Annotated in this window: 22 protein-coding genes; 7 read left to right on the top strand and 15 right to left on the bottom strand. The window is 45.0% G+C overall.

Annotated elements, in window-relative coordinates; all coding sequences use genetic code 11:
• Positions 1-89: 89 nt before the first annotated feature.
• From G9G53_RS02790 to G9G53_RS02755, 8 genes are all read right to left on the bottom strand, one after another.
• Positions 90-1,421: a helix-turn-helix domain-containing protein gene (locus G9G53_RS02790; protein ID WP_165145407.1), complete on the bottom strand. Its 1,332-nt coding sequence runs from the start codon at positions 1,419-1,421 to the stop codon at positions 90-92.
• A gap of 223 nt (positions 1,422-1,644) precedes the next feature.
• Positions 1,645-2,100 (bottom strand): GNAT family N-acetyltransferase, encoded by a 456-nt coding sequence (locus tag G9G53_RS02785; RefSeq protein WP_029516562.1) that lies wholly within the window; start codon positions 2,098-2,100, stop codon positions 1,645-1,647.
• Positions 2,101-2,200: 100 nt separating this feature from the next.
• Entirely contained in the window at positions 2,201-2,875 is a 675-nt protein-coding gene (locus G9G53_RS02780; RefSeq protein WP_029516561.1) for a VOC family protein, read from the bottom strand.
• A gap of 95 nt (positions 2,876-2,970) precedes the next feature.
• Complete coding sequence (locus tag G9G53_RS02775; protein WP_029516560.1) at positions 2,971-3,495, bottom strand: hypothetical protein; 525 nt, start codon at positions 3,493-3,495, stop codon at positions 2,971-2,973.
• 233 nt (positions 3,496-3,728) lie between these two features.
• A complete protein-coding gene (locus G9G53_RS02770; RefSeq protein WP_029516559.1) occupies positions 3,729-4,904 on the bottom strand; it encodes an MFS transporter in 1,176 nt (391 codons plus the stop codon).
• 76 nt (positions 4,905-4,980) lie between these two features.
• Positions 4,981-5,292: an ArsR/SmtB family transcription factor gene (locus G9G53_RS02765; RefSeq protein ID WP_023987858.1), complete on the bottom strand. Its 312-nt coding sequence runs from the start codon at positions 5,290-5,292 to the stop codon at positions 4,981-4,983.
• Between the two features lie 130 nt (positions 5,293-5,422).
• Complete coding sequence (locus tag G9G53_RS02760) at positions 5,423-7,471, bottom strand: iron ABC transporter permease (RefSeq protein ID WP_165145164.1); 2,049 nt, start codon at positions 7,469-7,471, stop codon at positions 5,423-5,425.
• On the bottom strand, positions 7,468-8,463 hold the full coding sequence (locus tag G9G53_RS02755; RefSeq protein ID WP_165145161.1) for an ABC transporter substrate-binding protein: 996 nt from the start codon (positions 8,461-8,463) through the stop codon (positions 7,468-7,470). Before G9G53_RS02755 ends, G9G53_RS02760 begins: the two co-directional genes overlap by 4 nt.
• Before the next feature lie 168 nt (positions 8,464-8,631).
• Here G9G53_RS02755 and infC point away from each other — a divergent pair, with 168 nt between their 5' ends.
• Positions 8,632-9,144, top strand: a complete 513-nt coding sequence (infC, locus tag G9G53_RS02750) for a translation initiation factor IF-3 (protein WP_165145158.1) — start codon at positions 8,632-8,634, stop codon at positions 9,142-9,144.
• A gap of 185 nt (positions 9,145-9,329) precedes the next feature.
• Here infC and G9G53_RS02745 read toward each other — a convergent pair whose 3' ends face one another.
• Together G9G53_RS02745 and G9G53_RS02740 are read right to left on the bottom strand one after the other, a co-directional pair.
• A complete protein-coding gene (locus tag G9G53_RS02745; RefSeq protein WP_029516554.1) occupies positions 9,330-11,027 on the bottom strand; it encodes a DUF4179 domain-containing protein in 1,698 nt (565 codons plus the stop codon).
• Positions 10,984-11,565, bottom strand: a complete 582-nt coding sequence (locus tag G9G53_RS02740) for an RNA polymerase sigma factor (RefSeq protein WP_238794812.1) — start codon at positions 11,563-11,565, stop codon at positions 10,984-10,986. The genes G9G53_RS02745 and G9G53_RS02740 overlap by 44 nt, the downstream gene beginning before the upstream one ends.
• Positions 11,566-12,174: 609 nt before the next feature.
• On the opposite strand from G9G53_RS02740, the gene G9G53_RS02735 reads away from it, so the two are divergent.
• Both G9G53_RS02735 and G9G53_RS02730 read left to right on the top strand, forming a co-directional pair.
• Positions 12,175-12,945, top strand: a complete 771-nt coding sequence (locus tag G9G53_RS02735) for an ANT(4')-I family aminoglycoside nucleotidyltransferase (protein ID WP_165145155.1) — start codon at positions 12,175-12,177, stop codon at positions 12,943-12,945.
• Between the two features lie 450 nt (positions 12,946-13,395).
• Positions 13,396-13,944: a hypothetical protein gene (locus tag G9G53_RS02730; protein WP_029516552.1), complete on the top strand. Its 549-nt coding sequence runs from the start codon at positions 13,396-13,398 to the stop codon at positions 13,942-13,944.
• Positions 13,945-14,050: 106 nt separating this feature from the next.
• On the opposite strand, the gene G9G53_RS02725 is transcribed toward G9G53_RS02730, so the two are convergent.
• Positions 14,051-14,434: a DUF423 domain-containing protein gene (locus G9G53_RS02725; RefSeq protein WP_029516551.1), complete on the bottom strand. Its 384-nt coding sequence runs from the start codon at positions 14,432-14,434 to the stop codon at positions 14,051-14,053.
• 219 nt (positions 14,435-14,653) lie between these two features.
• Here G9G53_RS02725 and G9G53_RS02720 point away from each other — a divergent pair, with 219 nt between their 5' ends.
• From G9G53_RS02720 to G9G53_RS02710, 3 genes are all read left to right on the top strand, one after another.
• Complete coding sequence (locus tag G9G53_RS02720) at positions 14,654-15,127, top strand: hypothetical protein (RefSeq protein ID WP_069012792.1); 474 nt, start codon at positions 14,654-14,656, stop codon at positions 15,125-15,127.
• 32 nt (positions 15,128-15,159) lie between these two features.
• A complete protein-coding gene (locus tag G9G53_RS02715) occupies positions 15,160-16,011 on the top strand; it encodes a DegV family protein (RefSeq protein ID WP_029516549.1) in 852 nt (283 codons plus the stop codon).
• A 157-nt stretch (positions 16,012-16,168) separates the two neighbouring features.
• Positions 16,169-17,794, top strand: a complete 1,626-nt coding sequence (locus tag G9G53_RS02710) for an S-layer homology domain-containing protein (protein WP_165145152.1) — start codon at positions 16,169-16,171, stop codon at positions 17,792-17,794.
• Positions 17,795-17,863: 69 nt separating this feature from the next.
• On the opposite strand, the gene G9G53_RS02705 is transcribed toward G9G53_RS02710, so the two are convergent.
• Both G9G53_RS02705 and G9G53_RS02700 read right to left on the bottom strand, forming a co-directional pair.
• Positions 17,864-19,453 carry an amidohydrolase gene (locus tag G9G53_RS02705; protein WP_165145149.1) on the bottom strand — a complete coding sequence of 530 codons (1,590 nt, stop codon included), beginning with the start codon at positions 19,451-19,453 and terminating at the stop codon, positions 17,864-17,866.
• A 45-nt stretch (positions 19,454-19,498) separates the two neighbouring features.
• Entirely contained in the window at positions 19,499-20,197 is a 699-nt protein-coding gene (locus tag G9G53_RS02700) for a 4'-phosphopantetheinyl transferase family protein (RefSeq protein WP_165145146.1), read from the bottom strand.
• A gap of 227 nt (positions 20,198-20,424) precedes the next feature.
• On the opposite strand from G9G53_RS02700, the gene G9G53_RS02695 reads away from it, so the two are divergent.
• Entirely contained in the window at positions 20,425-21,894 is a 1,470-nt protein-coding gene (locus tag G9G53_RS02695; RefSeq protein WP_165145143.1) for an RICIN domain-containing protein, read from the top strand.
• A 109-nt stretch (positions 21,895-22,003) separates the two neighbouring features.
• Here G9G53_RS02695 and G9G53_RS02690 read toward each other — a convergent pair whose 3' ends face one another.
• Together G9G53_RS02690 and G9G53_RS02685 are read right to left on the bottom strand one after the other, a co-directional pair.
• Positions 22,004-22,519 (bottom strand): acyl-CoA thioesterase, encoded by a 516-nt coding sequence (locus G9G53_RS02690; RefSeq protein ID WP_013309488.1) that lies wholly within the window; start codon positions 22,517-22,519, stop codon positions 22,004-22,006.
• A 99-nt stretch (positions 22,520-22,618) separates the two neighbouring features.
• Complete coding sequence (locus G9G53_RS02685) at positions 22,619-23,167, bottom strand: helix-turn-helix domain-containing protein (protein ID WP_029516544.1); 549 nt, start codon at positions 23,165-23,167, stop codon at positions 22,619-22,621.
• Positions 23,168-23,270: the final 103 nt, after the last annotated feature.

Below are 23,270 nucleotides of genomic sequence, written 5' to 3'. Positions count from 1 at the left end.
CGTAAGTAGATCCTTTGTCTTGATACTGAAGGGGGATAACCATTACCGCTGCTAGTGTAAAACTTGTTACCAAGAAAGCTATCATCACTTTACGTCCCATCCTCATCCACCTTATTAATCAAATTTCTGTATGCTGCCTTCGTTTCAAACGATGCATACTCCAGATAGGATTCATACAGCTTTACACATTTAATTATATACGATTTATTGTTTGCTAATGTAGATTTTTCCAAACAACTTAATAAAAAAGTAAATCCATCTGCAAAATTATTTTTATTAAAGTAGTAAACCGCTAATTCAAATGTAAAATGAGCATAACGTTCTATAATAAATTGTTGATTGTAGACACCTACACCCTCATGTTTATCTCGCATAGCTAAAATTCCCGTTTGAAATTGATTTAGAATATGATCAACATTTAAATTAAATCGATTAGCAGCTTCAATTACGTTATCTAATCCGGGAAGTGTCTCTTCTTTCCTTGAAGAAAAAAACGCTACATAATCATTCAAAACACCAATTTCACCAGCGTGAAGTTTATTTACATAAGCGTTGGCTTCAGCCCATTCTTCATATCGCCTTTTCCATTCCATGGTAATGTCATCAGTTTCCTTCACCCAACTTAGGTCAGCATATGTGTACGTATGTTGAAGCGCTTTCTCATAATCTTTATGTGCTTCGCAAACTTCATCACGAAGTAAATGAGAAAAAGCCCAATAAGCAAACAGAGGAAAGCTTGGTTTCTTTGCATTTTCTTTTTTGGAAGGATGCCGTTGTTGCTCCATGTTATATTGAATTTTTGCCTTGTCTCCCAAAGCTTTAGCGAATAATTCTACTTTGTCCCATTTTCGTAACGAACGGTATGTATTCGCCAGATCTTTTAATGCATCTAACTGTTCTATCTCATCTAGTCGATCAACGTATATTTCAAATTGAACGGCTGCTTCATAGTTTTTCTCTTGATTATCTCCTTGCCTTGTATGGAACAAACGGTACTGGCACATAGCCAGACGTTCTGAATATTGCTTTTTCTCACTTACAGCCACATTTTCATAAAGTATGGTTGCCGCTTGATACATTTTTTCATGAAATAGTTCTTCGGCAAGCTCAAATAAAGATTCTGAATAGCCTAGTTTATCCATCAATAAATTAACCACATCATGAATGCAGTCCAATTTATTTAATTTCGCACAATTATGTATAAAAGGACTCATTCGACGCCAATTCGGATTAGCCTCTGTTAAATACTCAGACACATACCGTTCGTAGTAATAGCCAACGGGAAGCCCCATTGCTTTTGTAATTCGATCTAACTGATCGACTGAAAGTGTGCGGTTCCCATTAATAATACTGCTCATGGTGCCCGGATTCATTTCTGCTTTTCTAGCTAAATCACTTAGGATTAAATCATGATCTTTCATATGTTTTGTTATCTCTGTGAGTATCGTGGTTGTTGTGTTGTACAAAGTAACCACCCCTTGTCAGGAACTTAGTAGGATATCAACTCATTAAAAAAGGACTATTGCAATCCAATGATTGTATAGCCTTTCCGCAATTCATTGTACCATCTTTTGGCACAATATCATATACCTTTCAGAACCTTACTTAAGATACCTTTGAAGGGTTTGTAAAGAAAATTAAGCTCTATAAATCCTGAGACATACGAATCATATCTCTACACTGTATGCCATTCTCATAAATTTCTTCTAGATAGTTATGTCTGATAAAGAAATCTAGATCTACACCTACAATTCTAAACCCGCATTTTTGGTAGAGGGCTAACTGCCCAATGCTAGAGTTTCCTGTGCCCATTTCCATCGTTTTATAACCTTGTGCCCTAGCTGTTTCAATGGCATGTGTCACTAATAGTCTGCCTATTCCTTTACCATGCATATCTTCTGATACTGCTATATTCACTAACTCAACTGTTTCAGGTCTTGTAGGTAAAAGAACATAGACTCCAACAATATGATTGTCAATTTCTGCTACATAACACTGCCCTCTTTTCAAATATTCCTCAACAAGTTGGCGCGAAGGATCAGCTAGTAACAAGAGATCTATTGGATATTTTTCATTTGAATTAAGTAGTCTAATATTCATATATTCTCTCCTGAATGTATTATGGCCCCCGGGTTTCCCCCCTTATCGTAAGCTTTATTCCAGAAATCCGGGGGTGATGGCGATGAGATGAAGCCTTAACTCAGGTTGACCTCAATTCATACAAACCATTATGCAGTGAAAGACGGGCAGAGTATGGACCTTCAAACAAGACACTGGTATTAAATACGGCCGGAAGCCTATCATCAGGAAACCAAGGCCGTTGCTTGTCTATGACTATAAATGATCCTTCTACATTCCCTAGCGGCGCGAACTTTTGTCCAGCCCCTCCCCATGGATCAAGTTGGAACGTTTCGGTGATTATCCTAGATACTTCAGGGACATCATCGACAGGAAGACCGATCTCGCTTATATGAAGTAGAGAGTTGGGCCCGAAAGCTTCAGTGACTGCATTGTCGAGTGTATGGTGAGCGATGAACTCGACAAGGTTATGATCCGGATCATAGAAGTAAAGCGCTGTTGCATTCCAGTTTTCGAAAAAAAACTCATCTTCTTCGGATCTTGAAATCAATGAAATCCCACGGTCGATGACCCACTGTTTTGCTTCTATAAATTTATTCGTTGGAATCGTAAACGCAATATGATAAAATTCATTTTCTATGTGGGAGGATTCCTGAAAAGCAAGAACCGATTCCCCTACTTGAAACGACAACCGCGAAGGACCTTCCTCCACAACCTGCAAATCCAAGAGAGAGCCGTAAAAAGCTTTTATCGCTTCGAAACTGTGGGTGCCTAAAAGCACTTCTTTTAATTTCAATGCATTGGTCCTCCCCATAAATAATATTGAAGCCCATTAGTCCGTCGTATCCAGATCAGCATTTTATCTCAGATTGTATGAGATTATTACATTGGTTATTGATTATCCTTTAAATCGCTTAGAAGTTTGGCGTTCACATCCAACGCCGCAAATTGAAGTAATATATCCTGTTCATCCAGAGCTTTACTTTTCGCCATTTTGAGATAAAGCTTGGGCTGGTCCCGAAATGCTCTTGCACTTCCAATCGAGTATGCCTTCTTGAGATATTTATGAGCTAATACAGGGTTGCTCTGATGAAGAAGTGTTTCCGCCATCTGAATATAAGGTTCAGCATGTATAATCCGGTGCCCTGTACCTTCCAAATCTAAAATCTCCTCATTTAAAAGCTCTACTGATCGCTGAGTATGCCCGTTATAATTGAGAATTTGAACGTATTGATGCAAGGTTACACCTGTGATGCCCCATTTATGCTTAGGCTCGGGTATTAGATCCCAAGCCTTCTGTGCTTTTTCCACAGCCAAGTTGCTATCTAATGGGAGTGTATGAGCTGCATCCTCTCCAAGCTCCCAAATCTCTTCTTCCAATTGAGCCTCCAGATCGTGGTACATTCGAATATTCATCTATTCCTCCCAATTGGATAATATAAGTTCAACACATAGAGATGTCTACTCCTCATTGCGTTTAGCGAAAGCGCTTGATTAAGGATATCACTCCCCAGATGAGCAACGCCAAGATCCCGCTAACGATTACGAATGTCATTAAGATCGAAGTCCATACGATATGCAATCAACATCACCCCATGCATCATTTTATGGTCATCTTGTAGAGTACTCTTCTAATGTCTCTCCATATTTTAACGCACGTTGGCTTCCGCTGCATTCGAATTGAATATTTTTATTTTTATGATAATGGATAAAAAAGCTAGTAATGCAAACATCAGCCCGCTCCAGATGAGCTGGTGTATTCCCAAGTGAGAGATAAACCACCCGCCCGTAGCAGCCCCTATCGTAATACCTAGATTAGAAAATGAGACAAACAGGCTATTACCAAACTCTGGAGCTTCTTTCGCTTCCGTGGTTAACCATGTTTGACTAATAATAAGCCCCCCAGAATGCACGGCCCCCCAAGTGAGCACAACCACAAACATCGGTAGGAAAGAAGCACCCAGAGCATAGGTGAATACGTAAATGACCGTATATAGCAATGGGAACATAATTACGGTCTTGGTCAGATTTTTATGTAATAATCCCCCGAATAAAAAATTCCCAAAAATCATGACGATTCCAAAGACCATCAACATCATACTGATCCATGACCCGTTCATCAGAGTTACTTCTCCAAGATATTCGGCAAAATAGCTATACACCGAAAACATAGCTGCAAAGATAAAAATAACAGTCACAATGTTGAACCACAATTGAGGTTTACGTAATATACCAAGCTGTTTGCCATAAGACATCTTTTCCTGAACTGGCAGGGAAGGAAGCCATACGAGTATTCCCACAAATGCAATCATGCTTACGACAGCTCCAAATAAGAAGGCAGCTTCTAACGATATCTTTTCAGCAAGATAGGAAGTCAAAGGCACGCCAAACGCAAATCCTACCGTAATTCCAGCGAAAACCTTGGTGACGGCTTTACTACTCTTTTCAGGGGGGACCAGATGAGCTGCAGTCACGAGGGCGACCGAAAAAAAGACAGGATGAAAAATAGCGGGAAGAACACGAAAAATGAGCATGACCTCAAAATGAGTGGTATAGGCATAGACAATATTGGAAATGACAAAACTGAATACAGCGATTAATAGAATGATTTTACGATTCATACCAGAAACGAGTAAGGTCAAAAATGGACCTGAAATGGCAACAACGAAAGAAAAAATACTGACGAGCCAACCAGCCTGGGCAGCTGATACATTGAATTTTTGGGTTACTTGAGGGAGAACGCCTATAATTCCCATTTCCGTTGTAATAATGCCGAATACGCCTAAAGCCAGAATGATAATAAGTAACGGGTTAACCTTTTTCATTTTAAGTATAAGCCTCCAATTTAATTATATATATAGATTTGTAGATATGTATTGTGAAAAAAAACCTCCTTTCTATTTATAATTCCTTTTGAACATACTCGGCAAATTCCCGGATTGTTTTTTCATTCCGACGATAGTACGTCCACTTCCCAATACGCTCAGACTCTAACAAACCGGATTTTTGCATCGTTAATAAATAACTTGAAATCACAGACTGCGCAAGTCCCGCTTTAGCCTGAATATCTCCCACACATACACCAATTTGAAAATTAAGCCCTTGCTTCAGATAAGCCTGTTCATCAAAAAACTCTTCTGGTTTTTTTAACCACAGCATAATTAGACGGCGAGTTTCGTTTGACAATGCTTTATAAATCAATGACGGTTCCATATAAAACATTATATCTATTTTATTAGATTTGTAAATATAAAGTCCAATGATTACGTAGAAAAATAAATAATAAAGGCTGCTTTCCCACGGGAAATCCGTTGGGAAACAGCCTGTTCAAGTACATATTCAACTACACTGACTTACTCTTATTGGAGCGATACATCAAGTACAGGAAATACGGTGCACCGATCAGTGCGATCAGTAATCCGGAAGGAATTTCAGTCGGCGCAAGCACTGTCCGTCCAATCGTATCAGCCAGCACCAGCATTACCGCTCCCAAGATGCTAGACAGAACGATAGAGCGACGTACATGGTGCCCAATCAACGTACGCACGATATGCGGAGCAATCAGCCCGATGAAGCCAACTGTACCTACACAGGCTACCGCTCCGCCCGCCAGCAGCACCCCCACTGCCATCGCCAGCAACCGGGTGCGGCGCACCGGAAGTCCCAGTCCCATAGCGCTGCTGTCGTCAAACACCAAAAGATCGAAGCGGCGAGCTAGCCACCAGGCTATTGGCAACAACACGAGCAGAAAAGCCAAAATCGTCGCCACCTGCCCCCAGTTTCGAGCGTAGGTACTACCCGTCAGCCAAATATAGCCTGTGCTGCCCCAAAGCGAACCTTGGATAATCAGTATCTGAATGCCAGCTGCTCCGATCGCTGATACAGCAATCCCAAGTAGGATGACCACAGACGGGTTTAGGTGCTTGTTCCATGATAAAAAGAAGATCACCGCCGCCGACACCGTCGCTCCGGCAATCGCCGCGATAGGCAGCATATAAACAGGCAGCCCAGGCCAAACGATAATCACTGCAAGCGCGCCAAAGCCAGCCCCTGAAGAAACACCAATGATCGAGGCATCCGCTAAGGGATTACGAACGGCTAATTGGATCAAGACACCGCTGACCGCAAGCGCGATACCAGCCCCGGCTGCCACCAGCGTGCGCGGAATTCTAAACTGCAGCAGGGCCGAATTTGCGTTCTCACCGCCAAATAGGCCAGATAGCAAATCGCCAACCGGAATTCGCATCCCTCCAAACATCAGGCTGAATACGGTCAACAGCACGGCACCGCACCCAAGCAACGTGACCAGCCTGCCATAGGGTAATTTCCGAGAGCGCACACCTATGTTCATTGAAGATTGTCCATTAATACCAGAAGGCAGCTTCATCTTCCACAGAATCAACCAAATTAGCCAAGGAGCCCCAATCAAGGCCATCATTGCTCCGGTCGGCAGATCCATGCTTGATTGGTGGACCATCTTCGCCAGCACGTCAGCGCCTGTCAACAGTAATGCTCCCCACAGAAAGGAACCAGGCAGCACCCAGCGATGCATTTTTAGGCCGCTTAAGCGCACCAAATGTGGAGCTACCAAACCCACAAAACCAATAGGTCCAATGACGCTAACTGTAATGGTCGACAGCAGGACAGCTAATACAATACCCACCGCCCGGGTCAAACTAACCTTTTGTCCAAGTGACGTGGATGTGGACTCATCCAGATCCAGGACATCAAATTGTCTTGACAGCAGAAAGGCAATGACCGAGAGTCCTACGACCCAGGGCCAGGCGTAAGTCGTCCCGCTCCAGTCGTTTTGCACAAGCGAGCCAGAACCCCAGAGAAACAGTCCCTGCGTTTCAAATGAATAAAAGATATGCAAAGCTCCGGTAAACGAACCGAGAACCATGGATACAATCAAGCCGGCAAGCGCCAACCGAATCGGACTTCCCGCTCGTCCCCCGCCCATGAAGTAAGCGAGTACCGCTGCCAGCAGGCCGCCGACAGCGGCAAATAGAAACGGCGCCTGATGCAGCAGTCCGGGAAACATCACCGCGCCAAGGACAACCACAAAGTAGGCACCAGCGTTAATACCTAGTGTATCAGAAGCCGCCAGCGGGTTTTTGGTGATGGCCTGGAGCAAAGCACCAGCGATGGCAAGCGCACCACCAGCCATAATTCCGATGACCGTACGTGGCATCCGGAGATCCCACACCATGTTATGTTCAAGCGTATCCTGACGCTGGGTCAACGCCTCAATTACCGTGTGAAGCGGGATCGAAGCCTCTCCATAACACAAGCTTACAAAAAAAAGCACGATGAGGACGATCAATCCGCCCCCAAAGATGCTTCCTACACGCCAAGTCTTCGATAAACCCGTTGTGTCTGTTCGGGTCATTTCGTCAGAGCTCCGACTACCTGATCAACCAGTACTTTGGATGAGATTGGGCCGCCGAACGTCCATGTTGTGCCGTCCAGTGGGTAGGTCCGTTTTTCTTTGACAAAGTTTAGTCCGTTCCATACCGAGTTGTTCTTCATCGCGGCTCCAAATACATCGTCCGTCTTTTGCGTAATATAGATAAAATTGCTGTCCTGCACAGCTGGAAGAGCTTCAATGCCAACGGTGCTAAACCCATATTTCTCGGTCTTGTCCGACTTCCAGTCGTTCACCATGCCAATTTTCGCGAGCGTTCCCACTACAACCGAATTTTCCTTGAACATTCGCAGACTGGCAGCATTTTGAGCTGTGAAGGCCTGTGTCAGCGCATAGTGAAAGTCTGCTTTGCCCGCTTTCTCTAATGTAGCCTTTGCCTCTACGTAGTGCTGGTCAAGTTCGCTTAGGACCTTATCAGCCTGTTCCGTTTTTCCAGTAGCCACAGCGACTTGCTTGAAAATCTCGACCATACGGTCGTAATCATAGCCGTTCCCCTTGTAAGGATCGAATTCTATCGTTGGTGCAATCCCCTTAAGTTGTGCATAGATCGCTGCATTGTTATCGGCGTTAGTGATAATAAGATCCGGCTTAAGCGCCGCAATCGCTTCTAGATTCGGTTCGCCCCGTGTGCCGATATCAGTTACGGTATCAGCCAGCTTCGCCTCCGGTGTTACCCACAGCTTGTAGTTTTCATTGTCCGCATTACCGACAGGCTGTACGCCAAGTGCAATGAGGTCCTCGGTAAACGTCCATTCGAGTACAACTACACGTTCCGCTGGCTTGTCCAGCTTGACTTCCCCATGGTCATCCTTAACCGTAACCGGACCAGCCGTTGTGGATGTCTGCTCAGACCCTGCAGTACCTTCCGTCTTCGAGCTATCCCCAGCCGCACCGCAGCCCGCCAATACAATAGTAAAAACTACAAATAATAATAGGCTATTCAACATCTTTTTCATTTCTCTCAATCACCCCTGTATGTATATTGCATTGGAAAATGATAATCATTATCAGTAAAAGATTATAGGGCTTAGTGACTTTTGTCAATACAGATAAATCTAAAATTGAATCGCAAACAGGTTCCGTATATGATAGCTTTATCATTGTTTAAGGGAGGCTTCATTTACGTGGCGGTATTAACCAACGAGCAAATTAAAGCTGACGAAGTGGTACTCACTGGACTCGCAGGGGAGAAGCTCGGCGTTGTATCCAAGTCAGAAGCCTTGGCTATGGCCCGATCCCAAGGGGTGGACCTGGTCTGCACCTCATTGATGAGCAGTCCACCACCCTGTAGCTTGGTCGCGAAGGGTAAAGGAAAAGCGCTGGCGCAAAAAGAAGCCGTAGCAAGCAAAAATGTCGGCCGAGCCGCAAAAAACAGCGGCAAAGAAAAGATCAAGGAGCTTCGCTTCACTGCTCATATTGAGGAACATGATTACGACACGAAGCTGCGTCAGGCAGACAAACATCTGCGTTCCGGCAAACCGGTGCAGCTGGTCGTTAAAGCGTCTGGTGCAAAAGAAGCGCCTGTCGCCAAAGCGGTACTAGAGCGGCTACTAATCGATTTGAAGGAAGCCGGAGTGAAGGATACTGGAATCCAGACGGGCGGCAAGGGCTCACAAGTGAAATTAAACCCTCGCTGAATGGCGAATCAGTAAATTGGACCAGTCACTTAGACCGTAGGAAACAGAGGGCCCATTCGGCCCTCTGTTATAAATTCCTTGGTTACAGGGTATGATTCAGGCTCTTTCTTGTCATAGCTACTTTGCACCAAGGGAGCATACCAAAAACGCTTCTCATCCATCAACCTCGATACATACCCGCTTGCTTATTTCAGGATGACGCCGTTCGTTCCCGTTTGCGGTATGACAAACGACCAATCGGCATCCTTGTACAAATGGTTGACGACCTTTCGTTTTAGCGTGAGCTGTTTCGGCATTTGATTTAGCCCATCAACGAAATATCCGGCATCCTCCTGCAGCTCGATTACACCTGAACGATCTGTTGTGTAGCCTCCGCCAAAAAACATCGAATACTCCTTATTATTTTCGTCAACGGCAACCCAAATGTCTTGCGTGAAGTTAGGACTACTGAAGATACCGCCTATCGGAATGGTCGCATACATTTTGCCCGAATTAGAACTGTTGGAACGAAGTTTGAGCCCCTTGAACAGATAAGCATCACCCGAGTCTTCGAATTTAACGGGATGCACAGCTGAAGTTTGAGCCGGGTCGAGCACGACCGACGCCTCGCTTCTCTCTCGAATTATATAGCCGTCCAATACGAATCGAATTTGCTGCTTATCATAGGCAAAATCATTAAACTGGTAGAACCAGTGCGTCTTGCCACTCCAACGGTCCAATCCAGATCGACGTCCGAATTCAGGGTCTCTGTTATCCCCAAGCCATTTCCCGTGTGCATCTTCCAGATGATACTTAAGCTCGTGGAACCCGCTTTGTCCGTTCAGCGCTCGGTCTGCGGCTTCTGGGGTCAACTCTGTAGTATATTCCAATGATCCGCCGCTCGGCGTCCGGGTAGCTCCCTGCATGTGAATACGTAAGCCGCTTGGCGTCTCATACGTTTTATCAATCGGAGTCAGCAACGTTTGCGCTTTGGCTTTGGTTAGATCTGCCTCCACATCCAGTCTCCAATCTCCTTTTACCGTTTTAATAGGAGCTTCCACATTAAGTTTGTCCGCATACAGCCTCAATTCACGGATATGTGCACTAAGCTGCAGCTTGTCGGTCAGTACCGGCCGCATAAAGTCGAACTCAATCCTACTAATATTCTCGTTGCCCCCTGTGCTTACTTCAAAAGGAACAGCGCCAACATCACCTCTCTGGTTATCAAAGAGGCTGAAATCGACATCTTGAATACTAAAATCCCCGGTTACAGCATTTCCTTCAACATCGAAAACTTCGATTCCGATAATCATTCTAGTCGAATCGGCGATAAGTTCGTTGACTTTCAGAGTGTAACCCTGATCTTTAGCACTGGCACCCGAAATCTGTACCAGTCCTGCTTCACGGACCTTCTTCATGCCATTATCCACATAGCTGTCTTTCGCAAACAGCGACCTCACCATATCTGCAAGAGTCGGCTGCGTATACAGCAGTGTGCTAACCACAAATACAACGACGGCGACCACCAAACTCCATACTTTAAACTGTGAAGTGCGTCTGGCAGCGCGGTAATGTTTCACCTGGGCGACGATGGACGTGTCATCGTACGCGGCTGCGTTCTGTTGCCGATTCCTGTATTCAGTCGGTCCCGTCAAGATCTGTGCCTCCGTTTCCGCTGGTTGCTCGCTCGGAGAGTATCTGGATACATCATGATCGCTCGCGTCGGCTCTGTCAGCTGGTTCGATCTCGATTCCTTCCAGCGCCAGCATCACCTGGTCGGTAAACTCATTAGATAGCCTTTCGTGAAACAACAAAATTTCCCAGTTTCTGTCTTCTATCGTCGATTTGCCGTCCTCTGTTTCAAGATTGGCTTTTTTCGTTGTTGTACGATCCCAGACTCTCATAACGTTGCCCCTCCTTGGCTTCTACGGTTTTGCGCAGACTGATTTTAGCACGGTGGACGGCGTTGTTAACCTGCCGAACCGACATGCCAGTAATACCAGCGATCTCCTTGTGACTCAGTTGGTTGGTGTAGCGCAGAATCAACACAAGTCGATAATGCTCGGGCAGCGTCTCTAACAAGCAATCCAATTCGAAACGCAGTTCCTTTTGCAGCAACTTCGATTCAGGTGTTTCACGTTCATATGTATCTTCCTGTGTCAGAGACTTTGGATCTTTTCGGCGTCCACGGTCCTTCTGCAAATTGACAGCAATTGTATACATCCAACCGGCAAAACTCTGCGTCGGGTTATGCGCTCCCAGTTTACGATAGGCTTTAAGTAGTGTCTCCTGAGTCAGATCCTGAGCATCCGCTTCGGAAGACCCCATCTTGCGGAACAATCCGTAAAGCTTATTCTGATAGCGCCGGACAATGCCCGCGTACGCTTGTTTATTGCCTTTTAGTACAGCTTCAATAATTGAATGATCGTCTGTCAGCTCCACGCGTTCCCCTCCTTTTAGGTCTGGCTTTTGTTTGTCTTGCTTCTAAGACTCCTAATCTGCATTTTTTCTCTCACTCGATCCATATAAAAAAGACCTTGAGTTTTTGTTGCCCTCGAGGTCTGAACATATGACTCATTCCTCTATGCCTAGTTCAGCTATGAGAAGATCAGCCTGTCCCGTTTTCATCTGTTTCTTTCTGGGCTAGTCCCATCCAAGTGCTATAGCGTAGGGCACAAGTATTGGGTTTACGAAGATTGATTCGAGAAAAGAAAATTATTGACCATAATTTTTCTAGTTCCCTTAAAAAATAACTTCTTCAGATCATCGCTTTACTCATAAAATATATGCATTAAACTTGCCGCTATTTTCCACAGCTCTCCAGCAACAATTTTCAGCTATGGATTCACCCTATAACCGCCCTATCATAGCCGTAAGCAAGATAGAAAAGGCAACTATGCTTGCTAAAATAAACCCGTTTGGGTACAATCCCCATAACAAAATCGCTTGGGAGGAATTCGAATGAATCGAAAAAATGTCCCCCGTTAAGCCCGAGCTCCTCCATCCATGTTTTAGTTTCAACTCACCCTAATAAAACAGAGGAGGATACTAATGAACATGAATGGACCTGTCAACATTTCTCGAAGTGAGAGACTTCAGACTTGCCACGATATAGCTGCGAGGTTACATGAAGTATATAGAGACAAAATTCTGGCTATAGGGGTCTATGGATCTGTTGCCAAAGGTACTGACGGCCCTTTCTCGGACATTGAAATGTTTTGTGTACTAAGTGAATCAAACGGCCCCGTAGAATTTAGCCATGAATGGTCAGCGGGACCCTGGAAAGCGGAGGTGAACGTCTGTAGTTCAGACGTTCTTCTTAAAATTGCCTCTACTGTTGAGGGCGAATGGCCGTTGACACATGGCCCCTTCTTTTCCCCACTTCGTCTGTATGATCCTGAAGACTTTTTTTCTATATTAAAGGAAGCTGCCGAATCCCCCACAAAGGAAGATTTCAGGCATGCCATCAACGAAGTGCTTGTAGGTGAAATGTACGAGTTTATAGGAAAGCTTAGGAATGTCCGTGTACATGGTCCTCATACCTACTTGCCATACTTGGTAATGCAGTTTGCCCAATATGGGGCTATGTTAGTTGGGTTACACAATCAGAAGCTCTTCTCAACGGGTTCAATGGTTCTACCGGAGGCCCTGGAACTGCCGAGTCGTCCAGAAGGACTTGATCATGTAGTTAAGTTGGTTATGTCCGGAGATTTAGCTGAACCAGCGAAGATCATTTCAGCCTGTGAAGATTTCTGGAGTGGTCTTGTGAATTGGGCAGTCGAACATGACTACCTTATTCGATCACAACGGATCCCCTTTTGATCGAAAATAAAATTCGCTTTAATTTCACTTACTATAATATACCATGTTAATATATCATGTTTTTTATATGCCCAGTCCCCCTTTCGTTAAGGGGGAATTTTACTTTTCTTCTGGATGAATAGTACTTCTCCGTTATGTTTTTACACTGTAATATATTTAAAATTTAAACTACTTGATTTCACCCACTACCTCCTTTATTCTCTGTATATGTAACTCTGTCTTTGCTTATCTATATCCGATGCTCACATACTTTCCTCATTCGTATACACATGCAAAAAATGTACAATTCCAGTGTACTCCATTAAAATTTTACACATAAAGCTTTATATAGATTTTATTTTTGTTAATATCCAACAACAGGGCCTTAGGCACTATGATAGATTACATTTTAATGATATATTGATAGGTACCATAAAAGACTAATTACCCATGGCTTGGGCTGGAGGATGTATGAAAAAGGAATCAAATCAAGACGAAACCAGTTATTTATTTAATGTAGATGTATTAGTTAAAGGCCGTTCGAATGTAGAGGCCCTTCAGTTCCTGCTTAATCTCTTGAGCCAAAACGAACACATTGCGGATAGCCGGATTCAATCCGGTATCGAACTTGGCAATTTAATTGAAGCTGCACTGTACCTAAAAAAACAGTCAGCCGTGAATAGCCCATCTGATGCAGCCGCTACGCTCGCGGAAAAATTTTCTAAAAAGAAATCAGCCGCAATTACGAACAAGCCGCCAGTCGTTCAAGAGATCAAACAATCCCACGTACAGCCAAAGCCTGCAACACAACAAGACCTTAGTACGTATGAATGGATCAAACGCTATATACATGATAATACGCTTGTACGGTTAATCGTAAACCGCTATGGTGGACAACGCAGCATTCCTTGCCGCATCCTCAATCTGGACCATGATAATAGCCTGCTGAGTGTGTATCATGTAGATGAGAAGCAAGTGTACTCCTTTAAAATGAATGAGATCGATGAAATCACATCGTAAATGTAAATACTTCACCAAAAAACGAAGCATGAAAAAAGAGAACGGTCAGGAAAAACATGATGTCTTTCTTGTCCACTCTCTTTTTTTGTATTATCCGAAAAGAACTTTAATCCTCTTTCTTCAGACCCATGGCAGCCCATGCCAGCAATATCCATCCTGCTATAAAACACACGCCTCCTAGAGGGGTGATAGCTCCCAGCACACGGATTCCGGTCAGACTTAGCACATACAAGCTACCAGAAAACAAAATGATACCCGTCAATAACAGACGAGCTGCCCATCTTAGACGGTTGGAAGGCCCCCACTGTCCAGCAGCCAACGCAATGATCAGCAAACCGACAGCGTGAATCATATGATATTTCACACCTGTTTCATATACGGCCAAAGCATCCGCGTCGATCCGGGCTTTCACAATATGTGCCCCGAACGCTCCAATGGCTACCGCCAACATCATCATTATAGATCCCGTAAATATCCATTTTCGTTGCATGTTTGTGTACTCCTTTTCATCTCATCCTTTTAGCCGAATGTTCTTCTTATTTTATCGAAACCGTATGAAGTTTACCAGCCAGCGTGTGTGAACAGACCGCATACAGAATTGGATGATTAGACCCTGTCTTTTGAAGGGTAATGTGTAGGGTGGCTTGCTTTTTTGTTTATTTTGTGGAAAATTAGTACCTGTTCGGACTATGTTCAAGGAGTGGAAAAAATGAGTAACCAAGATCCTAATTTGCAAAAGCCTGCTGCGTCTGAGGAGCACCCTGTTTTTTCAGAATCTCCTGTGTTCCAGCCTCCGGTCAAGCTCAAACATTCTGGTCCCGGAATTGCTTCTTTTATTATGTCGCTTGTCAGTCTGATCGGATATATTATTCTGGCTATTATGGTTATTAATCTACTGGCTCATTTCGGCCAATACCAGACGATGAACCCGGAAATCGCTCTGCAGCAAACCGGAACGGTATTGCTTCCTTTTATTTTTTTAGGCAGCCTGTTGCTGAATTGTAGCGGACTTGTCGTTGGTATCATTGGAATTGCGTTAAAAAACCGTAAGAAGACCTTTGCTATTACAGGCTTAATCATTAATGCACTTATTATTGTAGGCTTTATTGCACTTCTTGCCATCGGTCTTTCCGTTCCGAATAGCACAGCGGATATCTATCCTTCCTCCGTGCAATCTTTATAATTTTTCTGCATCACACAGAGAGGATTCAATGTATGAACAAAATTAAAATTTTTGCCGACAGTACCAGTGATATTCCAACTCACTGGCGGCAACAGTACGAGATTAGCATTGTACCTTTGTATACGGTATTTGGTGATGAAGCATTGCAGGATGGGGTGAACATTCACCCGGAACAATTATTTCAACGTGTAAGTCGCGAGGGACATTTACCACGTACCGCCGCACCTTCTCCGTCGGATTTTATTCAAGCCTTTACGCCCTACATAGAACAAGGGGACGACATTTTATATATCAGTCTGTCTTCCGAGCTATCATCAACGTACCAGAATGCGCTACTCGCTGCCTCCGAATTTCCGGAAGGCCGCATTACGGTTTTTGATTCCTTGAATTTGTCGTGCGGCTTTGGCCTGCTTGTGATGAAAGCTGCTCGTGCGGCAACCAACGGCAATACGATAGAGCAGATTGTAGACATGTTGACGAAAACCAGGCCGCTAATAGATACGGAATTTGTCATTGATACACTTGAATACCTGTATAAAGGCGGAAGATGCTCAGGCATGCAAAATCTGATCGGCAGTCTTCTCAAAATTCGTCCGGTGATCAAAGTAATTGACGGAAAAATGACGCCAGCCTACAAAGTCCGCGGCAAACGTGAAAAAGCACTGGATCAGATGCTGCAAAACGCTCTGAATCAACGAGATCAGATGGATAACGATATCATTATTGTCGTGCACGCTTTGGCCGAGGAAGATGCGCTGATGCTGCAAGCTCGCTTGAAAGAAGAAACGAACGCACATGAGGTACTGCTAACTACAGCAGGCTGTGTTATTTCCAGTCATTGTGGTCCACAGACTATCGGTATTATGTATGCCAAAAAGGCATAGTTTATCCAATATCAGACCCGTTGCCGCATAGGTAGCGGGTTTTTTGGTATTTTTCCAGCAATTTAGCAATGAATAACTTTCCTCTTTTTGATAGTATTATTCGTCGAGTAACGAACTATGAATCTACAATCTATCATAAAAAAGAAGGTTATTTGGTATGAGTTCCAAACGATCACGTTGGTTAGCCAAGCTTACCCTATCAGCAACGGCAGCCATCACAATATTCACAACATTCTCTTCATACTTAGCTGCTCCAGCAGCAGCATCCGGCGCTACGTTCCAAGATACTGCACACAGCTATGCCTATCAGTCTATTATTTCCCTGCACGCTAAAGGAATTTTGAACGGTACACGACCTGGTTACTTCTCTCCTAAAAAGGCTGTTACCAGAGCCGAATGGGTTACCGCACTGGACCGTACACTCGGTCTGGAGCCTGTACAAGCACCCGTTCCCTCCTACCGAGATGTTGCCAAAAAGACGTGGTACTATGGATGGATTGAAGCGGCTTCGCAGCTCAATATCGTTCAGGGGGGAACGTCTGCCACATTCCAACCTAATAGTCCTATAACCCGTCAAGAAGCGGCTTTGATGATCGCACGTCTCATCCGCTCTTCGGGCGGATCAGGAGATGCTACTTCCTCCTTTACAGATACTGGCGAAATTGCAGATTGGGCTCTTGATGCGGTAATCACCGTAAATCGTTACGGCTTTATGAAAGGTGAAAGTAACTATTTTCGTCCTGCATCCTCTCTGACTCGTGAAGAAACAGCTGTCTTACTGGAGCGACTGCTAACGTATTCAACAAAACATGCTAACCAAACTGCTTCCACCGCTTCTTCCATCCGAATTGGCTGGCAATATGATCAAACCATTCAGCAGTTTGAAAATACGGTGCTCCAATCCAACATCAACACCCTGTCACCACGTTGGTTTTTTCTGAATGAAACAGGTATTATCAGCGATTATACCAATTCATCGCTGCTCACCTGGGCCAAACAGCATCATAAAAATATCTGGGCGATGGTAGGCAACCGTTCCAACCTGGCACTGACGCACCAAATTTTGTCCAGTGAGGTTCTACGAAATACAACCATAAGTCAGCTTGCTAATGCTGTATCTGTATACGGTTTGAACGGACTTGTCATTGATTTTGAAAATGTAGATGGTCAGGATCGTGCCCATTTAACATTGTTCGTCCAACAATTAAAAGCTAAGTTGAAGAGTCAGAATACGGTACTGGCGATTTGTGTATCTCCTGATTACGGAACGGACTGGACTGCCGCCTTTGATTATAAACAGCTTGGCGCTGCGGCAGACTATCTGATCCTGATGGGATATGACGAGCATTGGGGAGGTAGCTCGATCCCCGGCTCTGTGTCCTCACTGCCATGGCTTCGTGAAAGCGTGCGGCGTTTTGTACAAACCACCTATCCGGAGAAAGCGATCTTGGCGTTGCCATTATTTACACGGAACTGGACGCTTAACGCTAGCGGGCAATCAATCGCTTCCTCTGATATTTCACTAGATCAGCAAAACCAGCTCGTATCTCGTTACGGCTCCAAACCAATCTGGAATGAGGATATTCAGCAGTATACCATGTCTTACAAAGACACACAGCTTCATAAGTTGTGGCTCGAGGAAGGACGATCCTTCACTCGTAAGTATCGCTTGGGACAGGATGCTGGGTTTGCTGGCTTCGCCTACTGGTATGCGGGCGGAGCCAGCTCTGATCTGTGGTCCAGTGTAAAAAACGCTGACCGATTTATACAGCGTGGTTTATAAAATACAAAGCCTTCAACCTCACATGAAAAGTGAAGTTGAAGGCTTTTGGCATACATACTTAGCACCAGCCTATGACCGATATGCAACTTTCCCGTTTACAACTGTCATTCGTACCTTAACATCAAGTAAAGCTTGCGGGCTTTCCGATACATCACGGTCAATGACTGTAAAGTCAGCGGCTTTCCCTTCAGCTATCGTCCCTCTTTCATCAGCCTCACCAGCTGCTACTGCGCTTCCCGTGGTAAACAAACGAATGGCTTCATGTACATCCAGCTTTTCAGCGGGAAGATAGCCCTCATGCATTTCTTCCGGTTTGGCACGAGTCACTGCCGCGTGAATACCAAGAAAAGGGTTTAACGGCTCAATCGGCGCGTCACTACCTCCAGCACATGGAATACCTGCTTCCAGCAGCTTTTTCCAGGCGTATAAATATTCCGTCCGCTCTTTCCCCACCCGATCCAGTACCCAAGGGAAGTCACTTGCGACAAAACGGGGCTGGATGTCCGCAATCAGCGGCAGCTTCGCCATTCTCTTGACCAAATCCCCCCTAAGCACCTGTCCATGGATCAGGCGATCTGGCAAACCGCTTTCCTCCGTGAGCGCATGGGCCTCCATCGCTGTCAAAATCATGTGCGCTGCCCCATCCCCTATTGCATGTACAGCCACGGGAAAGCCTGCGGCCCTGGCAGCTGCCACCATCTGATTCAGCTCTGGCTGCGGTTGAATCGCCATTCCGCAGGTACGTGGAGCATCACTATAGGGTTCAGACAATAATGCCGTTCTTCCGCCAATAGCCCCATCGGCAAACATTTTAATCGCACCAATTTTAATCCACTCATTTCCAGTACCTGCACGCAGCCCTTGCATTTTCGCTTCTTCCAAAAATGGATGATAGATGAGCTGGTGTGTGCGAAAAGGAAGACCTTCTTCCCTCAGCTCCCTGTAAATTCGCTGCATCGTCTCCACGCTGCCCAAAAAACGTAAATCTTCCGTGTGTGCAGCAGTCAGACCAAGCCGTAGCGCATCCAGGCAAGCCCGCCGAATCGTGTCCTTCTTAACCGAATAATCCGGTTCTGGCTGCACGCTAGTAAAGGCAAAGGAGGCTTCCTCATAAACCAATCCGTTCAACCGTCCATCTGCGTCTCGTCCATAGGCTCCCGAAGCCGGGTCAGGGGTGTCCTCGTTAATACCCGCACGTCGAAATGCCTCTGAATTGGCCAAAAACGTATGAAAGCACGTACGAGTGAGATATACCGGATGCTGATCTGTAATGGCATCCAGCTCGGATATATCCGGAATTTCAACAGGAATAAAAGCATTTTCGTTCCAGTTAAGTCCTAAAATCCACTCTCCCGGCGGTGTTACAGCGACCCGTTTGCGTAGCATAGCCAGCATCTCACCCTTGGAGGTAGCTGATGTTAAATCGAGCATAGATAACTTCATACCATGCATAGACAAATGCATATGTGAATCGGTTAAGCCTGGCAGTACATAGGCGTCTTCCCAATCCACGGTTTCATATTCCTTACCGGACAACTGCAATTCAAGCTCCCGAGCATATCCGACGGCCTGTATCCGACCCTGCTGTACAACGATGGAGTCTCCTTTGGAAGCCCACTCCCCATACAACCGGCCGTGCTTGAACAAAACGAATGTCAACGCCACTCATCTCCTTTTTTCAACTATACGCATACCCACTTCATATTACGCCTGTGTTGCCACTTCCAAGCGTAGTGTATTTATATCTATCTGCTGCACCTGCTCGGCAAATTGGTCATGAGCTGCACAGACAGCCATTTTATAATCCTGATCCAGCTCATACTGCTTAAAATGATAATACTCGGTGGTAAAGCCCTCTGTCGTGAAGCCTATGAATGGTTGTGCCTTTAGCTCAAATGAAAAAGACTTCAACGGTAGGGTTAGTCCCTGCCCCTCGGCCTTCACAAAGCTTTCCTTAAGCGTCCATAGATCGTAAAAATAGGATAAGCGGCTGTCTGCATCCTGACGCATTAACGCATCATACTCTGTGTCCGAAAAGCACACCCTACCTACCTCAAAATCAATAGGACGGAGCTGCTCAATGTCGATTCCAAGCGGGTGATCATCAATAGCGCATACCACCCATTTTCCCGAGTGAGAAACATTAAAATGGAATGCAGGTGCATTTATTAAGGAAGGCTTACCGAATGCATTGTATGTAAATTGAAGACTGGCATTCGATACCTTCAATTGCCGACAGGCCAACCATCTTAGCAGTAAATCGGCATATAAGCCCCTCAAAGCATCTTCCCGATGTAAAAAACGATCTAACTTGTGCTGCTTTTCTAGTGAAACCCGAGGTACCAGTAATTCGTAATGCTCCTCAGCTTCCGGCTTGCTCGTATCAATCGCGTATATTTTCATGGTCGCCTCCTATATACCTAATGAATATCAGCCAGTTTGTAACACTCACCGTTCGATGGAAGTCTGTTAGATATGGATGGCGTGTGCCGTGTACATGGTCAATATACTACTCTAGCACTTTCAATTCAATATGGATACAATTGGGATAAGTAGCTCTATTAAAACTACTTTATAGAGTCCATTAATGAAAGCGCTTTAAAATAAAGCATACAGAGGAGGACGAAACAATGAAATATGATTTTGCCCGCTTGCTGTGTATTATGCTCTCTATTTTGCTGACGTTGAGCATTTTTCAGATGTTTTCACCTAAGATCGCTTCAGCCGCTTCAGCGAATGTCGTGAATGGCATTCAGTTTAAAGATACAGATGGAAACGTAGTCCATGCCCATGGGGGTGGTATGATTAAAGTAGACGGTTACTATTATTGGTTTGGTGAAAATCGTAATCCCAACGGCACGTTCAAGGCGGTATCCGCCTACCGTTCCTCTGATTTAAAAAACTGGGAGTTTCGTAAAAACGTACTGACCAGCAGCTCCGCCGTAGAGCTGAATGTTTCGAATATTGAACGTCCGAAAGTGATTTATAATGAAAAAACACGCAAATACGTATTATGGATGCACAAGGAGAATGGGGTTAATTACAACGAGGCCCGAGTGGCTGTCGCCTCCTCCGATACGGTGGACGGCGATTACACATATCAGGGTAGCTTCCGTCCTCTGGATTACGATTCGCGCGATATGACCGTATACAACGATAACGGTACAGCTTACCTTATTTCGGCTACCCGGGTAAACGCGGATCTGAACATTTATCGTCTGACACCGGATTTTCTGCAAGTTGAATCGCTGGTGACTACACTTTGGCCTGGACAATACCGTGAAGCTCCGGCGATATTCAAAAAAGGAGACGTCTACTTCCTGATTACATCCGGGGCAACCGGCTGGAATCCAAATCAGGCCAAGTATGCTACCGCATCCAGCATTGAAGGAACCTGGAGTAATACGATAAACTTTGGGGACGGTACGACTTATGGTTCACAGTCGGCTTACGTGATTCCTGTTGAAGGGGCCCAGACAACTTCATACCTGTATTTGGGCGACCGATGGGCGGGTGCGTGGAGCGGTCCTGTGCAGGATTCTCAATATGTATGGTTGCCACTACGTTTTCCAACAGCGACTTCATTAGCCATGGATTGGCACGACAGTATTAATATTGACACTGCCAGTGGTGTGGTCGAGGGAATAACAACGCCCCCCATTGCCATTGATCCGGATGCCTATTATCAGCTAGTGAATCGCAAGAGTAATAAGCCACTAAGCATTATTGGCAATGCAACGACGGACGGCGCAGACCTGGAACAGCGTGCAGATGCGGGAACAGCAAGCCAACAATGGCAACTCAAAGATGCAGGCAGCGGATATTATAAAATTGTGAACCGCAACAGCGGAAAGCTAATTGGTGTTGAAAGCGGTACTACAACGGATGGTACAGTTATTGAGCAGTGGAGCGACGGAGGCTGGTCCAGTCAGCACTGGCAATTAGTATCCGTAACCGGTGGTTATTACAAGCTGAAAAATCGGGCAACCGGCAAGCTGATCGATATTTCTGAAGGCGCCACCGCCGATGGAGCCAAAGCCATTCAATGGGGCGATAATGGTGGGACGAATCAGCATTTCCGTGTAGTTAAAGTAGAATAGCCCAAGTTATTTTCAAAAGGAGCCGTATTCCGAGCAGATCATGGTGACTGCTAACGGAAATAACGGCTCCTTTTTACGTAAAACGATGAAATTGATAATCTTTAGTACGTTATAGTTCCCACGGATAATCTGTTGTCAGAAAACTAGCCAGCTGCTTGCTTTCTTCCCTCCGCTGACGCCGTATGGCTGCGCGTGATGGAGCCGTCTGGTGCAATTGTAACTGCTCTTCTGTTTCTGGAATCACCTGCGGCACGGTCACTTTACGGTTGTTCTCGTCCAATGCCACAAAGGTCAGGAAGGCGGTGGCTGCGATTTTTCGGTCGCCAGTCATTAGTCCTTCACGAATTACCTTTACGAACACCTCCATCGAGCTACGGCCTGTCCAGGTTACGAACGCTTCTAGCGTGACAGAATCACTCGGATGGATAGGTAGCAAAAAATCCACCGAATCCGTAGAGGCTGTAACTGTGTTCGTACGACACAGCTTAGCAGCTGCAATAGATGCGATATCGTCGATATACGACATCAATCGGCCGCCGAAGAGCGTGTTATGATTGTTGATATCGTTGGGAAATACTCGGGATGTCTTAAAGCAGTAGGTTTCTCGGATGTACTTGCTTTCCATGGGTTCTTTCCTCTCTTTTCCTCGTTGCTCTCTTTTATATCTCAGGATTTTGCAAAATCCTGATGTGGAAGCCTGTTTTAGACTATGCTAATCATCCCACTAATCCGCATAATAAATCAATACATAAAAATCGGCATCCTCATCCGAATCATTGCGGTAGGTATGTATGTCAGATACTTGAAATTGCACGGCATCCCCTGCACTCAGCTTGAGCTGTTGCCCCTGCATCTCAAAGTACATTTCCCCACGGATCATGAGAATCGTTTCCTCTCCCAGATGCTTCTCTGCCTGGTGTGTAAAGCCTGGCTTCAGACTTACCGTGAACACCTCAAACTTCTTTTCAGCGTGATACGGGAATACAGGGTAAACAAAATAGTTACCGTCCTCATCAATAACCGGATGCAGGTCTTCCCTTCGAATCTTCGTGATTTGCGGCGGGTCTTCTTTAAGAAAGGTGGAGAAGGATACGTGCAAACCGTTCGCAATTTTCCAAAGGGTTGTTACCGTAGGATTGGATTTCCCCTTCTCAATCTGAGCCAGCATCCCTTTGCTGACCCCTGTCAGTTCAGCCACCTTATCCAAACTAAGTCCTCTAGTCTTCCTGATTTGAGCCAAATTAGAACCAATAATATATTGCATTGAATCCACCGAATTATACCTCCTCGTATCCAAAAGTCTATATATGAAGAATACACAAAAGACTGTGTGTTCGCTATATATAGAAGCCGATCAAGGTATATACAAGGCTTAA

The sequence above is a fragment of the Paenibacillus sp. EKM206P genome (assembly GCF_011066155.1).
Classification (GTDB): domain Bacteria; phylum Bacillota; class Bacilli; order Paenibacillales; family Paenibacillaceae; genus Paenibacillus; species Paenibacillus polymyxa_D.
This window is presented reverse-complemented; position numbering and strand designations above follow the sequence as displayed.

Bases quoted from the DNA above. Each gene is read 5' to 3' on its own strand.
- G9G53_RS02770 (WP_029516559.1), bottom strand. From the start codon at position 4,904: ATGAAAAAGGTTAACCCGTTACTTATTATCATTCTGGCTTTAGGCGTA.
- G9G53_RS02710 (WP_165145152.1), top strand. From the start codon at position 16,169: ATGAGTTCCAAACGATCACGTTGGTTAGCCAAGCTTACCCTATCAGCA.
- G9G53_RS02745 (WP_029516554.1), bottom strand. From the start codon at position 11,027: ATGAGAGTCTGGGATCGTACAACAACGAAAAAAGCCAATCTTGAAACA.
- G9G53_RS02760 (WP_165145164.1), bottom strand. From the start codon at position 7,471: ATGACCCGAACAGACACAACGGGTTTATCGAAGACTTGGCGTGTAGGA.
- G9G53_RS02730 (WP_029516552.1), top strand. From the start codon at position 13,396: ATGAAAAAGGAATCAAATCAAGACGAAACCAGTTATTTATTTAATGTA.
- G9G53_RS02690 (WP_013309488.1), bottom strand. From the start codon at position 22,519: ATGGAAAGCAAGTACATCCGAGAAACCTACTGCTTTAAGACATCCCGA.
- G9G53_RS02765 (WP_023987858.1), bottom strand. From the start codon at position 5,292: ATGGAACCGTCATTGATTTATAAAGCATTGTCAAACGAAACTCGCCGT.
- G9G53_RS02785 (WP_029516562.1), bottom strand. From the start codon at position 2,100: ATGAATATTAGACTACTTAATTCAAATGAAAAATATCCAATAGATCTC.
- G9G53_RS02755 (WP_165145161.1), bottom strand. From the start codon at position 8,463: ATGAAAAAGATGTTGAATAGCCTATTATTATTTGTAGTTTTTACTATT.
- G9G53_RS02725 (WP_029516551.1), bottom strand. From the start codon at position 14,434: ATGCAACGAAAATGGATATTTACGGGATCTATAATGATGATGTTGGCG.
- G9G53_RS02700 (WP_165145146.1), bottom strand. From the start codon at position 20,197: ATGAAAATATACGCGATTGATACGAGCAAGCCGGAAGCTGAGGAGCAT.
- G9G53_RS02720 (WP_069012792.1), top strand. From the start codon at position 14,654: ATGAGTAACCAAGATCCTAATTTGCAAAAGCCTGCTGCGTCTGAGGAG.
- G9G53_RS02790 (WP_165145407.1), bottom strand. From the start codon at position 1,421: ATGAAAGATCATGATTTAATCCTAAGTGATTTAGCTAGAAAAGCAGAA.
- G9G53_RS02695 (WP_165145143.1), top strand. From the start codon at position 20,425: ATGAAATATGATTTTGCCCGCTTGCTGTGTATTATGCTCTCTATTTTG.
- G9G53_RS02715 (WP_029516549.1), top strand. From the start codon at position 15,160: ATGAACAAAATTAAAATTTTTGCCGACAGTACCAGTGATATTCCAACT.
- G9G53_RS02775 (WP_029516560.1), bottom strand. From the start codon at position 3,495: ATGAATATTCGAATGTACCACGATCTGGAGGCTCAATTGGAAGAAGAG.
- G9G53_RS02735 (WP_165145155.1), top strand. From the start codon at position 12,175: ATGAACATGAATGGACCTGTCAACATTTCTCGAAGTGAGAGACTTCAG.